Origin of the sequence: Vibrio sp. 2092 (assembly GCF_033339635.1) — a bacterium.
Classification (GTDB): domain Bacteria; phylum Pseudomonadota; class Gammaproteobacteria; order Enterobacterales; family Vibrionaceae; genus Vibrio; species Vibrio alginolyticus.
Genome location: NZ_JAWOUY010000018.1, coordinates 112331 through 127226 on the forward strand (window position 1 = coordinate 112331; position 14896 = coordinate 127226).

The following is a 14896-nucleotide window of genomic DNA, read 5'->3' on the forward strand; positions in this document are numbered from 1 at the left end:
CAGCATCCAGTAATCCAATCTTAGGGGATAGACATGCGGACAAAATTACTTGGGGCGCTGATGGTGTTCGGGATTATTACCGGCACGGCTCATGCGTCATCGAAATTGGAAATCACCGATCCCAGAGCGGCGAAGATAGAGGACATTGTAGAGCTACCCATCAAAGGGGTTCGAGCCGTCCAAAGTGATGGGCAGATCATGTTCCTCTCTGAAAACGGACGATTTGTTATTTCAGGACAAATCTACGACCTGTGGAGCAAGAAGCCCCTCAACACGATGTCCCAAATGAGGGATGTAGCGGAGCGTATCCACTTCAAGAGCATGGGCATGGATGTGGACACGCTGAACACTGTGTCGATGGGGCGTGGTGACAAAGAGGTGGTGGTCTTTGTTGATCCTAGGTGCGCGGTTTGCCATCAGCTCATGGGTGATGCCAAATCGCTGGTGGATGATTACACCTTTAAATTTATCGTGATTCCAGCTCTGGGTGCTGAGTCCAACCGCCTGGCAAAAAACTTGTACTGCGCGAAAGACAAAACCCACGCGCTTGATGCGCTGATGAACAACACCCTGGGTTCCCTTCCTTCAAAAGAAACCTGCGACCCCGGCCAATACGACCAAACGCTGCTGACAGCTCATTTCATTGGGATTGAGGGCGTTCCGTTCGTTGTTGCTCCGGATGGTCGTGTCAGCAAAGGACGTCCGAAGAACCTGAAATCATGGTTGGAGAGTGCTGAATGATCGTAACCATCAAAAAGAAACTCGAAGAAACGTTGATCCCGGAGCACTTGCGAGCTGCCGGGATTATTCCTGTCCTGGCCTATGACGAAGACGATCATGTCTTCCTTATGGATGATCACAGTGCAGGCTTTGGTTTCATGTGTGAGCCCCTGTGTGGTGCCGATGAAAAAGTTCAGGAGCGAATGAACGGTTTCCTGAATCAGGAGTTCCCGTCGAAGACTACGCTCCAGTTTGTCCTGTTCCGCTCCCCGGACATCAATCAGGAGATGTACCGGATGATGGGTTTGCGTGATGGCTTCCGTCACGAGCTGCTGACATCTGTTATCAAGGAACGGATTAACTTCCTCCAGCACCACACGACAGATCGCATATTTGCCAAGACCAACAAAGGTATCTACGACAATGGCTTGATCCAAGACCTCAAGCTGTTCGTTACGTGCAAAGTCCCCATCAAGAACAATAACCCGACTGAAAGCGAACTCCAGCAGCTCGCACAGCTTCGCACGAAGGTCGAATCATCGCTTCAAACCGTTGGTCTGCGTCCTCGCACAATGACGGCGGTGAACTACATCCGGATCATGAGCACCATCCTGAATTGGGGGCCAGATGCTTCATGGCGACATGACTCTGTGGATTGGGAGATGGATAAGCCCATCTGCGAGCAAATCTTCGATTACGGCACCGACGTGGAAGTCAGCAAGAATGGCATCAGGCTGGGTGACTACCACGCGAAAGTCATGTCAGCGAAAAAGCTGCCTGACGTTTTCTACTTTGGTGATGCGTTGACCTATGCCGGGGATCTCAGCGGCGGCAATTCCAGCATCAAAGAAAACTACATGGTCGTGACCAATGTTTTTTTCCCTGAGGCAGAAAGCACGAAAAACACTCTGGAGCGCAAACGCCAGTTCACTGTAAACCAAGCCTACGGGCCGATGCTCAAATTCGTGCCGGTGCTGGCGGACAAGAAGGAGAGCTTCGACACTCTCTATGAGTCCATGAAAGAGGGGGCTAAGCCAGTCAAGATCACCTACTCGGTGGTTTTATTTGCTCCAACCAAAGAACGTGTTGAAGCGGCGGCGATGGCCGCACGAAACATCTGGCGTGAATCTCGGTTCGAGCTGATGGAGGACAAGTTCGTTGCTCTGCCGATGTTCCTCAACTGCCTGCCATTCTGTACCGACCGGGATGCAGTGCGAGACCTATTCCGCTACAAGACCATGACAACCGAGCAGGCTGCTGTGGTCCTGCCGGTGTTTGGGGAATGGAAGGGGACCGGGACCTATCATGCAGCGCTGATTTCCCGCAACGGCCAGCTCATGAGTCTGTCTCTTCACGACAGTAATACCAACAAGAACCTGGTGATCGCAGCCGAATCCGGCTCGGGTAAATCGTTCCTTACCAACGAACTGATTTTTTCCTACTTGTCCGAGGGGGCTCAGGTCTGGGTTATTGATGCCGGTAAGTCCTACCAGAAGTTGTCGGAAATGCTCAATGGCGACTTCGTTCACTTTGAAGAAGGAACGCACGTCTGCCTCAACCCGTTTGAGCTCATACAGAACTACGAGGACGAAGAAGACGCGATAGTCAGCCTCGTTTGTGCGATGGCTTCGGCTAAGGGCTTGCTGGATGAATGGCAAATCTCTGCGTTGAAACAGGTCCTTTCTCGCCTGTGGGAAGAGAAAGGTAAAGAGATGAAGGTTGACGACATCGCTGAGCGCTGCCTGGAAGAAGAAAATGACCAGCGCCTCAAGGATATTGGTCAGCAGCTCTACGCCTTTACGTCGCAGGGCAGCTACGGGAAATACTTCTCTCGCAAGAACAACGTCAGCTTCCAGAACCAGTTCACTGTACTGGAGCTCGATGAACTGCAAGGGCGTAAGCACTTGCGTCAGGTTGTACTACTCCAGCTTATTTACCAGATCCAGCAAGAAGTATTCCTGGGTGAACGTAACCGCAAGAAAGTCGTCATCGTGGATGAGGCCTGGGACCTGCTCAAAGAGGGCGAGGTCTCGGTCTTCATGGAACATGCCTACCGCAAATTCCGTAAGTACGGTGGCTCCGTTGTCATTGCAACGCAGTCCATCAACGACCTCTATGAGAACGCAGTGGGCCGCGCCATCGCGGAGAACTCGGCCAGCATGTACTTGCTCGGCCAAACCGAAGAAACCGTGGAATCTGTTAAACGTAGCGGTCGTCTGACCCTTTCAGAGGGCGGGTTCCACACCCTCAAAACGGTACACACCATCCAAGGCGTGTACTCAGAAATCTTTATCAAATCGAAGAGCGGTATGGGCGTCGGTCGCTTGATAGTGGGCGACTTCCAGAAGCTACTTTATTCGACCGATCCGGTGGACGTTAACGCCATCGACCAGTTTGTGAAACAAGGCATGAGCATACCTGAGGCAATCAAGGCCGTAATGCGAAGCCGTCGGCAGGCTGCATAACCAGGGAGACAGTAATGGACATTAAATCAATCGCAATCGCCGCCATTCTCGGTGCCGCTGGTGGCTTCGGCGGTAGCTACTACGTGATGAGCGAACAAACGGCAAGCATCCATCAGCGTTTGAATCAAACCCCGCCAGTGGTCGTGGTTGACTTCGCTAAAGTGGCGTCGGCGTATCCCGCTGGTGCCTCTCAGGAGGAAGTTGAAAGGCTGATGGTCAAGACCAATGACGCAATTTTGAAGTTGAAAGACGCAGGTTATTTGGTCCTTGACGCAAGTGCTGTCGTCGGGGCTCCAAGTGACGTGTACCTCCCTGATGAGGTGCTGAAATGAATTTTCCACTCAAGAAGTATTTCGTCAAAAAGGAATCCTGGAAGCGCTTCGGGGTTAAGGCAGGTGTGACACTAGTGGTTCTTTGGGCTGCTGGTGCGGCCTTTGCCAGCCGCTACCGTATTGGCATTGATCCACAACAGGAGAAGTGCCTGCCGGGTTACACCTTCTTCCTCATTGATCTGAACGACCAAACTCTGGAGAGGGGAGCGGTTTACGCCTTCCAAGCCAAGAACATGCAGCCTTTCTACAAGGACGGGACTCGCATGGTCAAAATCCTCACCGGTATGCCGGGGGATAAAGTCGAGATCAACGATAAGTGGAAGATCACCGTCAATGGTGATGTCGTCGGAGAGGGGCTCCAGCTCGCAGGGAAACTACATCTGCCAGAGAGCCACTTTTACGGCAAGACCACGCTGAAAGAGAACAACTACTGGTTTATGGGCAAAAGCCCATTCAGCTTCGACTCACGTTACTGGGGGACTGTGAAAAATGATCAGATCATTGGCCGCGCATATCCCCTGTTCTAAGAGCGTTCTGGTGGCGTTGATGTTCTCTGTGGCTGGCGGGGCATACGCTCAAGAGTCTCCGCTCACAGAGCAGGATAAGGCGCTTATTGAGCAAGGAAAGCAAATTGCCCAAAAGGCCCAGAAGATGGAAATGCCATCTCTGTTGCAAAACCAACACATGGACGAGGCTCAGGCCGAAGCCAAGGCATTTTTCAAGCAGCTCCAAACTACTAACCCAACGCTCAAGGAGATGCACCGGAAACAGGCTGAAAAGGGTATCTACTCTGACCATCGGATACTGGTTTTCGCCTCGTTGTCTCTTGGCGAACAGGGGTTAGATGACGTCCTAACGGCGGTGTCAGGCCAGCCTGATTCTGTAATTGTGTTCCGTGGCATCCCGGAAGGAATGAACTTGGGGCAGGGAGTTAAAGCTATTCAGGCGCTCGCGGCCAAAAAAGACCCAGTGCCGAACATCATCATCAACCCTACGTTGTTCAAAACGTACAACATCACAGCCGTTCCCACGATTGTGATGCTGGAGGATGAGCCGCTGCCTGGCGAACAACCAAACGTCGTCGCCCAGGTCTCCGGGTTGTCCGACCCGGTATGGTTGGCTCGGGAAGTGGATAACGGAGAAAAAGGCGATCTCGGCGTTAAGGGGCCGGTGGAGAAAATCAGTGAGCCAGACCTTATTGATGTTGCCAAGAAACGCCTTGCCAATATCGACTGGGAAGAGAAGAAGAAACAGGCTATAGAGCGCTTCTGGACCAAGCAGAATTTCAATGAGCTGCCAAGAGCGCCAAAATCTCGAACACGAGAAATTGACCCTAGCGTCATGATCACCAGTGACATCAGCACTCCGGATGGCACTGTGTTCGCTCACGCGGGTGACGTGATCAACCCATTGTGCGATCCGAAGGAAGTTTGCAAGCCTGGAACGCGGCCATTTACCCAAGCGGTCGTAGTTTTCGACCCGCTGGACAAAAAGCAAATGGAACTACTCGCCAAGAAGCTGCCTGAAATCAAGCTGGAGCCTGGCGTACAACGGATCACCTATATCGCCACAGAGTTCGACAAAGACAAAGGCTGGGATTCCTACAAGAGTGTCACCGACAACTTTGACGCGCCGGTATATCTGCTGACGCCAGATCTGATTACCCGGTTCGAGCTGGAGCACACACCGAGCGTCATTACTGCCAGAGGCAAGAAGTTTGTTGTCCGCGAACTTGCTGAGGAGGGCGGTGAATGATTTTTGCCCCGGCTTTCCAACCAATTAAAGACGTCGGCACAGGTTCGTTTGTCGCTGCTGAGGTACTGGCTCGTTGGTACGACGAAGGCCGGGTTCTTACACCATCCTCTCTGTCATCTCCTCCTTATTGGGGACTGGTGGATATGGAGATGGCACGGTTCATTCAGGACAACCTTCATTATTGCTTGGATCTGTACCCGGCTCTCTTTCTGAATGTCTCCGAACAAACTTTGCAATCAGACGTCATCTTCAAGGCGTGGTGTAGGGTTGTCCGCGACATTGCTAAAAATCACTCATCACGGCTTGTCATCGAGATTACAGAGGGCATTCAGGACGCCTCTCTCGCATCGAGATGGGAGGCTCTGACCGAAATAGGGGTTGAGCTGGCGCTGGATGACTATGGAGACAAAAACTCTTCTCTGGATCGCCTGAGCCGTTATGACTGGCACTATTGCAAGTTTGACGCGAGAAGACTGCGGTCGCTTGAAGACTACCCGGCCATCCTCCACTGCCGCCGAAAAGGCATACAGCTCATTGCTGAGCAGGTGGAGAGCTTCCCATTGGGGGAGAGCGCCAAATTACTTGGACTGTCATGGCAACAAGGTTTCTATCACGGGAAGCCTGCTGTCATGGAGAAAAATTTGAATTACGTAAAGGCCTTACCATGATGCAAAAAATTCTACGGATCATGGCCGTTAGCGCGGTCTTTTGGGTTGGTTCGGTATCGGCTGACCCTGGGTGCCAGAATGCGGAAGTGATCGGCGGAAAACTGATTACTGACATCTGCTGGAGCTGTATTTTCCCTATCAAAGTAGCAGGGGTTCCTATAAGTGGTGGAGGCGGATCATTCCCGAGTGAAGCCGTAAGCAACCCTCTGTGTATGTGCGAGGATAATCTAGGGGTCCCTCGGCCTGGAGTCACCACTTCTATGTGGGAGCCAGCACGGCTCGTTGAATTTCAGAGAGTGCCTGGCTGCTCATCAGTCTTGAATGGTGTCAGGTTCCCGTTTGATAGGACTAACCAAGGGCATCATGGCATGGGAGACATGGATGGTGGTGATGGTTCTTTTATGCACTATCACTACTATGCGTTTCCTCTGTTGGTGATGCTCGATTTATTTATTAAGCAGACCTGTAATGCTGATGGGTATATGGATCTCGACATCATGTACATGTCGGAGCTCGACCCGACCTGGAACAATGATGAGCTCGCTTTTTTTACCAATCCAGAGGCGGCGGCAGTAGCAAACCCAATTGCGGCGGCTGCGTGTACTGCTGATGCTGTCTCATCAACCGCTGGAAAACCTTTAAAACAGCTTTTCTGGTGTGCTGGTTCATGGGGCACCCTGTATCCATTTAGTGGCAACCAGAATGGTGGAAAAGGTGTTATCCGCGATAGCAGTCTTCTTAGCACAAGGGTTCTGGCTGCTTTGCATCGCCGGGGGTTAGCGTGGAAGACAATGGGTTCTGAGGCTATGTGTAGAGGCGTTATTAGCCCAACACTACCCAAAACGCAGTACAAATTCACGCTATTGCATCCGGTTCCAGAGACAAACTCATCTCACGTAATTGGCGAATCCACTCTTACGTGGGGTCTGGCGCGAACTATACCGGCAATTGGGCAAGACCCTATTTACACCATCTGGCGATGGAATGATTGCTGTAACAATTGAGCAGACCCTAACGAATTTGCACGGGCATTTTAGATTATGCCCCAAAAGGGCCACTACACGTACAGGTGGCCCTTGTCTTCTCAGATAGCATGGGAAGGTTGAAATGGAGAACACAATGCGAAGTCATAATTACTTTATGAAAGCTGTGGCCTCGCTGTTGACAGTAACCATGTCTGCGCTGCCGATACATTCCTACGCTAACGGTAGCCAAGACCAGGACATCACAGCGGTGGGTAAAGAGGCCCAGGCTTTCGGACAAAACCTCTCAAACTCATTCAAGTCGAGCTCGGGGACTGTGCAAGATGGCACAATCTCTATGCCGACGTTGAAAGACGGTCAATTCCAAATGAACGGGGGGAGTCAGATTAATGTCAATGATCTATTCCCCGGAACGAGCGGGACCAACAATAAACCTGATAGTTATTACTTCCCTGATGCCAATAAACCTGATGTGGGCGGTCTGCAAGGCATTTACGACTCTGGCGATGACATGGACAGCGTGGGGAATAATGCAAAAGGGTCGCTGTGGAGTGATGCCAATAGTGCTAATCCATCAATCTCTGGTGCGGCATACAAGGTTCTTCTCGATGCCTCTAATCGATCACGCCCTGATTTCAGTAATGACCCGGTACTAAATCTAAGCAAAAAGACCTATGAGGATATGGACCTCATCGCAGGTGGCTTTGGGGATTGTTCTGCCGAAACAACCATCAATCAGAATACTATCAACGCCCACATTCCAGAGTATGAACGGTGTCAGCGTGTTGTAGATCAAAGCGCGGACTGTGAGGTTGTCCATGACTACGACGCCTCTGTGGTGAAGCACTATGATGGTCCATATAACCTCAAATCTTGTGGAGAAGGCTGTACTGAGTTGTGGATTGGTCGAGTGGGGGACAACTACTGGAGTGGTAACTGCAAGATTTATGAGGAGTACACGCGGGTCCAAGTCAGCAATCCAGATGCCATAGTGTCTGCAACGCTTGAATACGCCAAGTGGGATGACTACATGCAAGTGTGGGTCGGTAAGTCCGGCCAAGAGACTAAAGTGTGGTCTGGCCCAGATGGCAACTTCCCTCCAGAAACAGCCGGTAGATGTGAGCTCTCCACGAGTTGGGAGCGAAACCCTAATGTTGATGTCACTCCCTATTTTAAGAACGTGAAAGATGGTGATGTTGTTACGTTTAAGATCCGCGTTTCAGTAAGTGGCGAAGGTGAGGGTTTTGGCCGCATAAAACTCCGCTATGACCCATCGAAAGCCATTACCAAGGATGAGTGGGCTCCACAGAGCTGCATGGATTCAGCCAAAGGGGTGGTAGATGGTTTTGCGGAAGGCGAGATCACATGTATAGATGACCCGACTGATGCTACTGGCTGCACAGTCATCAATGGGATCAAAGTTTGCGAATCTCAACTCAAGCCGTCACCTTTGCCTGGTATTCCAAAACTATGCAAAAAGGTTCGAGTTAAAGCTGACTATGACTTCTATAAGGGGCAAATGGACTGCTGGACAGACCCTCAAGGTGAAACGCACTGTCCGGTAAACACGGGCGGGAATCTCGATAGCTGTCAGAAATATGAAGAAAACCCTCAGTGCGGCTTCATCAGTTCCAAATGTGTTGATGGTGCTCAGGGAAGTTCTGGTACGTGCTACGTCCACGAGGATACTTATGACTGTGGTACAGATGTTTCTGTTCCGACCTTGGAAAAGGAAACTGAGTACCAGTGCGGTGGGCCTATACGCTGCATGGGAGATGACTGCCTTGATTTGACCAAAACACAAAGCACTGATTTTGCTCGCGCTACTGCGTTGCTCAATGCAGCCCAATTCATGACGCAGGATATGAGCTGCACAGGCCAAGATGGGGATGACAATCCTACCGGGGATGAAAACGTTATTTGCTCTGCTTTTGCAGGGGAAGCTGGCGAATGCAAGATAGCTGTTGGGGGAGTTTCTGATTGCTGTGAAAAGCCAACCAATATATCTCTTGCCGATTATCTGAACCTAATAATGGCCGTTCCAAAGCTCGATGGCGCAGTGATGGGGCTGACTGATGGTAATGCGCTTAAAGGTGCTTATCAGGTACTTAGGGAACCTGCCCTTCAAGGGTGGACAGAAGTCACAAAACCGTTCACAAGTTATATAGAGAACGTTTCAGGTGCTGTTGATTCGTTCTTCCAGCCTGTAGAGCAGTTTGTTGATCAACTCATTGACCAGCTCAAAGAGCAAGTCAAAGAAGTGATGATGGATGTCATGAAATCAGCAGGCCAAGATGCAGCAACAGAGCAGGCGGCTGCCGCAGCATCTGAACAAGCTGCCGAAGCAATGATGGAGACTGCGACAACATGGCTTAGCACTGCCATGACGATATATACCGTCTATGTCGTTGCGATGGTGATGATCCAGATGATTTATAAGTGCGAGGAAGAAGAGTTCACTATGAACGCAAAAAGAGCGCTCAAGAATTGCACCTATGTAGGCTCTTATTGTAAATCTAAGGTGTTGGGCGCTTGTATTGAAAAAAGAGAAGCGTATTGCTGCTTCAATTCTCCGCTCTCTCGTATTATACAAGAACAGGTTCGCCCTCAATTGGGGCAGAACTTTGGAGACCCCAAAAATCCTCAGTGTGAAGGGATTCCACTAGATAAAATTGCCGAAATTGATTGGAGCAAAATTAATTTGGATGAGTGGCTTGGGATATTACAGCAGAACGGTAAATTCCCTGATCCGGCCTCAATAAATCTCGACTCGCTGACTGGAGCAGGGAATGACTTCAATATTGACGGGACGCGGAAGAATGCTCAGGAAAGGGCGTTGGAGCGGTTGGAAGGGATTGATATTGACGCGAAGCGAAAAGAGGCGACAAACAGCATAGACCCTCAAACAGGCGCGCCAACTGGTGGTGGATAAAAAAAGGGGCCTTTCGGCCCCTTTCTCATGTAGATTGATTACGCTTCTGGGTAAACAAATAACTCTGCTTTTCCCTGATCAAGAAGGTAAGGGAAAGCAACTTTTTCGCCATTATCCAGCTCAACCGATTTTGGAGCAAGGTAGAGGTAGGCCCAAGCTGGTAGCTGTTTGCTAATAGCTGCGTAGATCGCTTGCTGAGGAGCATGGCTTGCTGCCCCATTACCGACATTCACAAAGTTGTATGCGGTCTCATGGCCTGATGTGAAGGCATACGCTGTACCTTGAACGCCAGAGACAAAATTAGGAGCTGACCCTAGGCGAGGCTCCACGATTTTCACCTTAACGGAACACATGTCAGCTACCTTACTTTGTCCGTTCACCCACGTCGGGCAACCCCATTCATTCTTGTAGAACTGATAGGTTAGGCGACCGTCTTTGTCATACAGAAGCGTGAAATTGGCACCCAAATCAGTCAGCGCTGACTCAATGGAAACTTTCACATGTGAAAGAAATTTGGCCTGAGCGTCTGCCGGTGAAACTGCTTCGTTAGCAGGCATCCAAGCGATCAAGCTATTGCGAGCGCCATGCTGTTTGGGGCCGATAGCCCAGTTCGCAAGGTTGACCAAGCCACCTTGCCAGTCGGTCATTCCGAGCTGAGGGGACATGTAGCCAGACAGCACGTAGGCTGCCCCAAACGTTTTGGTGTCGGTCAGACGCTCCAGCTTGTCACGCGGAACAGAAGCGTCTTGGATGCCTGTTACCAGGCCACCGGCCTCCGCGATGTTGTAAGCGCGACTGTGATTGGTTTTGTACGCTGTGGGTTCGTAACTGCTGGTGGATGCACAGCCAGATAGAGCTGCTACAGCCAGAGCCACGGTGGTGATTAAAGCCTTTTTCATGTTGTTCTCCGTTCTTACCTGAGTTGAATCTGATTTACTTCGATAATATCACAGCATCAAAAAATGCAACCATAAAAGACAAAAAAAAGCCCCTCGGGCGAGGGGCAAAGGTTTGGGCTGGGTTATGCTGCTTTTGTTTTCTCGGCTTCGTCTGCGATTTCCTTGTCGCCGGTTGCAGATTCCGGAGCGGCTTCGGCCACTTCACCTTCTTTGCCTTTGCTGTGGGCGGAAATGCGAGCCCGTTTCTCGATGCCGATGATTCGACCGGCCAGCTTGATGAGGCGTTGCTGCCATTGGTAAGTGGCGTCGGTGCGCTGCTTGCTGGTCAGTACGGTGTTCAGCCAGAGAGTGTCAACGATCCCCATCAGGGTATCCAGTTTGCGGATCAGGTGTGCAAACTGAGCAACCTGAGGAGAGTTGATCTCGATGGTGTATTCATTCGGGTTGGTGTAGCCGGGCATCATGTCGATGCCGTTGTCTTCCATCAGCTTGTTGAGCTGGGCGGTAGCTTTGTCCAGGTCTTCGGAGACCTTGGAAATGTGTTCCAGGATGACGGTTTCAACCTGGTCGATTTCGTCCTGCTCACCGATGATGCGAAGGATCACGTCGATGGAGAACAGGGAGTTGGAAACTCGCTCAAAGCTGCGTTCCATGACGCGCTGAGCTTGGAGGCTGTTTACTTTCAGAACTTGCTTGAAAACAGGGCGAGAGTAGTGGTTGCTGCGGTCGTTGTTTGTGTCCAGTGCTACTTGTGCTTCTGCCATTAGAGATACTCCTAAATTTGAGGTACAGATAAACGCACTGGAAAGGATAAATGCGGTCAATCTGTAACCTGACCTCTCGAAGTGCCCAAAATGGACAGTTACAGCGTTTTCTGTTTAGCAAAGGTGAGCTATATTTGAATCATCTTAGTCGCTCTGCGGCTATAGGTGAGATAGCTGGTCTCCGAAAACAAACAGCATCTAGTCTTATGCCGTATGGCATTACTTAACCCCAAGCCGGGGGCTTCTCCCGGTTTTCGGGTGTTGCCCCTGTTTTTTTTACATAGGAGCAACACCATGCACATCATCACTTTCATTGTAGTTCTGCTTGCATCTCTGGGCGCACTGTACGTAGGCGCGAAGGCATTTGCTTTTTCCTTCATCGTTCTCGCTAAAGTGTTCCAGCGTATCGGTTTGTTCCTTTGGAACAAATTCGCAGTTCCTGCAATGCGGTCTGTACAGGCCGTCATCAAAGAACGTGCTGCCAAGGCTGAACAAGCCAAAGCAGTCGTTGAACCTGAGGTAACTCAAGTTCAAGAAGTCGCTAAACAAGAACCTGACTGGGATTATCTCGAAATCCCGACTTACCTTCGTAAGGGCAAGGAACTTGTTTGGTAATAACTGTCGCTGAGTAATCTTCGACACTTTCAAACCCATCGGGGCAACCATACCCCGACGGGGATGTTGCCCCTTTTTGCTTAGGAGCAACATCATGGAAATCGCTATCATCGCTTTGTGTATCCCTGCTGGTTGGGCAATCTCTCGTCCTTTCGTGAGAATCGCTGAATCGTTCGGTTACTGCTGATAGTCAACGCAAAGGGAGGGGGCAACCCCTCTCTTTCTGGTCAAGCCTCTGTGGCTTGTCCTCAAAGTCTTCTGGTGTCAGTTGGCTTTGACGACAAGCTACAGGGGGAATGTCGAATGCAACAGAATCTTCATGTTTACGACGATCACGCAGGCATCATCTATCTGGCTGATGGACGCGAGGTGAAATTTGATCCGAAACTGTATTCCAGCTCCTACCAGGCGCACAGTGAAGCAGTGAAGTGGGCCAAAGAAACCGGGGTCATTGGTCAAAACGACGATGTGGTGATGTTCGTCCATTGAGGGAGTAGCCTCCAGGAGAGGCTACTCTCCTCGCTCCTTAAAAGTCTTCTTACTCATGGTGAATACCATCAGTAAGCAGATTTTGTTCTCTTCGGAGAGCGAAAAGTGCGATAGCTGGTCGCCAAAAACAAACAGCAAATTAACGTTAATTTACTAGCCCAACCGGGCGCATCCGCCCGGTTCGGGACGTGGTGCGCCTGTCACAATAGGAGCGCACCTATGTCTCAATACTCTCAATTCTCAGTAAGCAAGGTTTTCGGTATGCCCAGCATTCCGGAGAAGGTAACGGCCATCGGCTACGCTGACGGTTCAAACCCTTTCATCCCTGCCACTGATACCAACTACGTTTTCCGCAAAGAGTTTCTGCGAGAGGTCTTGGCCTATCTCAAAGAGCCTGGCGGTGACGCATTGTTCGTAACCGGCCCTACCGGGTCTGGCAAAACCTCAGGTATCACCGAGATCGCTGGTCGTCTCAACTGGCCTGTTCAGCAAATCACTGCCCACGGGCGGATGGAGCTGACAGATCTGATTGGACATCACGCTCTGGTCGCGGAAAAGCCTGGTCAACCACCTGTCATGAAGTTCATGTATGGACCTCTGGCAGTCGCTATGCGTGAAGGTCATCTGCTCCTCATCAACGAGGTGGATTTGGCCGACCCTGCCGAGCTGGCTGGTCTCAACGATGTCCTTGAAGGGCGTCCCCTTGTGATCGCTCAGAATGGCGGGGAAATCATCAAGCCGCACCCGATGTTTCGTGTGGTCGTTACTGGTAACTCTACGGGGTCCGGTGATGCTTCTGGTTTGTACCAGGGGGTGATGATGCAGAACCTCGCAGCTATGGATCGCTATCGTTTCACCAAAGTAGGGTATGCGGATGAGGAAGCTGAACTCAGCATTCTTGGCCGTGCTACTCCGAAACTTCCGGAAAATGTGCGGAAGGGAATGGTTCGGATTGCTAATCAGGTCCGCAAACTGTTTCTTGGCGAAAACGGTGAAGATGGTCAGATCAGCGTCACCATGTCCACTCGGACGTTGGTGCGTTGGGCGAAACTGTCTCTAGCGTTCCGTGGTGCCCCAAATGCTCTTGAATACGCCTTGGATCAAGCTCTGCTTATCCGTGCGGCCAAAGAGGAGCGTGAAGCCATCCTGCGTGTTGCGAAGGATGTGTTCGGGGACCAATGGCGCTAAGAGGTGACGCATGAAGAAAAATGACTGTTTGTGCCGTCGTTACACTGCTAAAGAGTGGGGCAATGACGAAACCACAATAGAAGTCTTCATTGGCTACAAGTTGCTCCGGGAGCCCAGCTCCTCGGAGCCAGGCCAATTCACGATGGTCGAGCTACGCCGAACCGTCACTGATGGGAAAGCTGAAAATTGGTCTGAGACAAAGCTCGAAGGACCTTTTGAAGCTAACGGCCCAGACACGATCCCAATGTCCTACAAGGACAAAGAAAGCCAGTATGTGTCACAGTTTCTCAGCCAGGGGTACACCTTTCTGGATGAGGTGCTGGTAAACGCAGAGACACAGACGGTGCTGGAAGGGGGGAATGTTTCAGCCGGACAAACAGCCAGCTTGGGATCTCTCAACTGGCTGTTATCTCCGCCCTCTGAGTTACCTCCAGGTGACATAAACCTCTTCAAAGGTTTTGTTGCTGGGGTTTTTGCCAAAGGAGCCGGTTTAATCGGCTTTGAGGTTGCTCGGAGCGAAGGCTCAAATGACTTGCTACCCAGTGTGCTGATGCGTACTGACAGCGGTTATGAGCTTGGGGTTAGCACTGGACTAGGCGAAAACACTATCCATCCAGCTACGCTGGAAGGCGCTGGTGAACTCCGCCCGGAACATGGTCACAAACCCCTGCTGATGTTGGTTTACCTGCAACAGCGTTTCGCGGATGACTTTTCAAACGTAGAGAAGCCGCTGGTGGCATTCTGTGATGAACAGGGTGATACCTTCGACTACGAGCGTTTTGATTCACTAAAACCCCTCATTGAACGGTTTGGTTTCAGCTACGACGAAGTAAGAGCAGATGCAGAAAGGCTTGGCCTTGTATCTGAGCTGATTCGCCTGGCAGAGATCGACGCCGAACAAGAGGATCACTTTTTTTAACCCTTACGGGGGCTTGCTCCCCGAAAGGGGCGTTGGCCCTCTCCAAATAACTTGGAGGTCATGATGTCTAAAGGCGTCAACAAAGTAATTTTTAATCATCACTAATCTACTATACGAAAATACTATATACAAATAGATTACTATAGCCTAGACTTAATCTCTCAATA

The 14896-nt window shown here is 50.7% G+C and carries 14 protein-coding genes; 12 read left to right on the forward strand and 2 right to left on the reverse strand.

The window, feature by feature from the left end; translation table 11 throughout:
• The first annotated feature begins 33 nt into the window (after positions 1–33).
• From R7P80_RS23545 to traN, 8 genes are all read left to right on the forward strand, one after another.
• Entirely contained in the window at positions 34–741 is a 708-nt protein-coding gene (locus R7P80_RS23545; RefSeq protein WP_001259346.1) for a DsbC family protein, read from the forward strand.
• Positions 738–3185: a type IV secretion system protein TraC gene (gene traC / locus R7P80_RS23550; RefSeq protein WP_000637384.1), complete on the forward strand. Its 2448-nt coding sequence runs from the start codon at positions 738–740 to the stop codon at positions 3183–3185. The genes R7P80_RS23545 and traC overlap by 4 nt, the downstream gene beginning before the upstream one ends.
• 14 nt (positions 3186–3199) lie before the next feature.
• Positions 3200–3517, forward strand: coding sequence for a hypothetical protein (locus tag R7P80_RS23555; RefSeq protein WP_000351984.1), 318 nt, complete (start codon positions 3200–3202; stop codon positions 3515–3517).
• Positions 3514–4044 (forward strand): S26 family signal peptidase, encoded by a 531-nt coding sequence (locus R7P80_RS23560; RefSeq protein ID WP_001010740.1) that lies wholly within the window; start codon positions 3514–3516, stop codon positions 4042–4044. Before R7P80_RS23555 ends, R7P80_RS23560 begins: the two co-directional genes overlap by 4 nt.
• Positions 4007–5272 carry a TrbC family F-type conjugative pilus assembly protein gene (locus tag R7P80_RS23565; RefSeq protein ID WP_001447719.1) on the forward strand — a complete coding sequence of 422 codons (1266 nt, stop codon included), beginning with the start codon at positions 4007–4009 and terminating at the stop codon, positions 5270–5272. Before R7P80_RS23560 ends, R7P80_RS23565 begins: the two co-directional genes overlap by 38 nt.
• Positions 5269–5940 (forward strand): EAL domain-containing protein, encoded by a 672-nt coding sequence (locus R7P80_RS23570; RefSeq protein ID WP_000575345.1) that lies wholly within the window; start codon positions 5269–5271, stop codon positions 5938–5940. The genes R7P80_RS23565 and R7P80_RS23570 overlap by 4 nt, the downstream gene beginning before the upstream one ends.
• Positions 5937–6944, forward strand: coding sequence for a TraU family protein (locus R7P80_RS23575; RefSeq protein ID WP_000983282.1), 1008 nt, complete (start codon positions 5937–5939; stop codon positions 6942–6944). The genes R7P80_RS23570 and R7P80_RS23575 overlap by 4 nt, the downstream gene beginning before the upstream one ends.
• A 115-nt stretch (positions 6945–7059) precedes the next feature.
• Complete coding sequence (gene traN, locus R7P80_RS23580) at positions 7060–9855, forward strand: conjugal transfer mating pair stabilization protein TraN (RefSeq protein ID WP_001256484.1); 2796 nt, start codon at positions 7060–7062, stop codon at positions 9853–9855.
• Between the two features lie 38 nt (positions 9856–9893).
• Here traN and R7P80_RS23585 read toward each other — a convergent pair whose 3' ends face one another.
• Complete coding sequence (locus tag R7P80_RS23585; RefSeq protein ID WP_000709517.1) at positions 9894–10754, reverse strand: hypothetical protein; 861 nt, start codon at positions 10752–10754, stop codon at positions 9894–9896.
• A gap of 122 nt (positions 10755–10876) precedes the next feature.
• A complete protein-coding gene (locus R7P80_RS23590) occupies positions 10877–11518 on the reverse strand; it encodes a hypothetical protein (protein WP_000796664.1) in 642 nt (213 codons plus the stop codon).
• Between the two features lie 294 nt (positions 11519–11812).
• Here R7P80_RS23590 and R7P80_RS23595 point away from each other — a divergent pair, with 294 nt between their 5' ends.
• From R7P80_RS23595 to R7P80_RS23610, 4 genes are all read left to right on the forward strand, one after another.
• Positions 11813–12133 carry a hypothetical protein gene (locus tag R7P80_RS23595; RefSeq protein ID WP_000547566.1) on the forward strand — a complete coding sequence of 107 codons (321 nt, stop codon included), beginning with the start codon at positions 11813–11815 and terminating at the stop codon, positions 12131–12133.
• Between the two features lie 303 nt (positions 12134–12436).
• Positions 12437–12622, forward strand: a complete 186-nt coding sequence (locus tag R7P80_RS23600; RefSeq protein WP_001186917.1) for a hypothetical protein — start codon at positions 12437–12439, stop codon at positions 12620–12622.
• Between the two features lie 219 nt (positions 12623–12841).
• Positions 12842–13810: an AAA family ATPase gene (locus R7P80_RS23605; RefSeq protein ID WP_000085160.1), complete on the forward strand. Its 969-nt coding sequence runs from the start codon at positions 12842–12844 to the stop codon at positions 13808–13810.
• Positions 13811–13820: 10 nt separating this feature from the next.
• Positions 13821–14729: a hypothetical protein gene (locus tag R7P80_RS23610; protein ID WP_000739139.1), complete on the forward strand. Its 909-nt coding sequence runs from the start codon at positions 13821–13823 to the stop codon at positions 14727–14729.
• The last annotated feature ends 167 nt before the right edge of the window (positions 14730–14896 follow it).

What these genes read in the sequence shown, in the direction of transcription:
- R7P80_RS23545 (WP_001259346.1), top strand. Translation starts at nt 34, where the DNA reads ATGCGGACAAAATTACTTGGGGCGCTGATGGTGTTCGGGATTATTACC.
- traC (WP_000637384.1), top strand. Translation starts at nt 738, where the DNA reads ATGATCGTAACCATCAAAAAGAAACTCGAAGAAACGTTGATCCCGGAG.
- R7P80_RS23555 (WP_000351984.1), top strand. Translation starts at nt 3,200, where the DNA reads ATGGACATTAAATCAATCGCAATCGCCGCCATTCTCGGTGCCGCTGGT.
- R7P80_RS23560 (WP_001010740.1), top strand. Translation starts at nt 3,514, where the DNA reads ATGAATTTTCCACTCAAGAAGTATTTCGTCAAAAAGGAATCCTGGAAG.
- R7P80_RS23565 (WP_001447719.1), top strand. Translation starts at nt 4,007, where the DNA reads ATGATCAGATCATTGGCCGCGCATATCCCCTGTTCTAAGAGCGTTCTG.
- R7P80_RS23570 (WP_000575345.1), top strand. Translation starts at nt 5,269, where the DNA reads ATGATTTTTGCCCCGGCTTTCCAACCAATTAAAGACGTCGGCACAGGT.
- R7P80_RS23575 (WP_000983282.1), top strand. Translation starts at nt 5,937, where the DNA reads ATGATGCAAAAAATTCTACGGATCATGGCCGTTAGCGCGGTCTTTTGG.
- traN (WP_001256484.1), top strand. Translation starts at nt 7,060, where the DNA reads ATGCGAAGTCATAATTACTTTATGAAAGCTGTGGCCTCGCTGTTGACA.
- R7P80_RS23585 (WP_000709517.1), bottom strand. Translation starts at nt 10,754, where the DNA reads ATGAAAAAGGCTTTAATCACCACCGTGGCTCTGGCTGTAGCAGCTCTA.
- R7P80_RS23590 (WP_000796664.1), bottom strand. Translation starts at nt 11,518, where the DNA reads ATGGCAGAAGCACAAGTAGCACTGGACACAAACAACGACCGCAGCAAC.
- R7P80_RS23595 (WP_000547566.1), top strand. Translation starts at nt 11,813, where the DNA reads ATGCACATCATCACTTTCATTGTAGTTCTGCTTGCATCTCTGGGCGCA.
- R7P80_RS23600 (WP_001186917.1), top strand. Translation starts at nt 12,437, where the DNA reads ATGCAACAGAATCTTCATGTTTACGACGATCACGCAGGCATCATCTAT.
- R7P80_RS23605 (WP_000085160.1), top strand. Translation starts at nt 12,842, where the DNA reads ATGTCTCAATACTCTCAATTCTCAGTAAGCAAGGTTTTCGGTATGCCC.
- R7P80_RS23610 (WP_000739139.1), top strand. Translation starts at nt 13,821, where the DNA reads ATGAAGAAAAATGACTGTTTGTGCCGTCGTTACACTGCTAAAGAGTGG.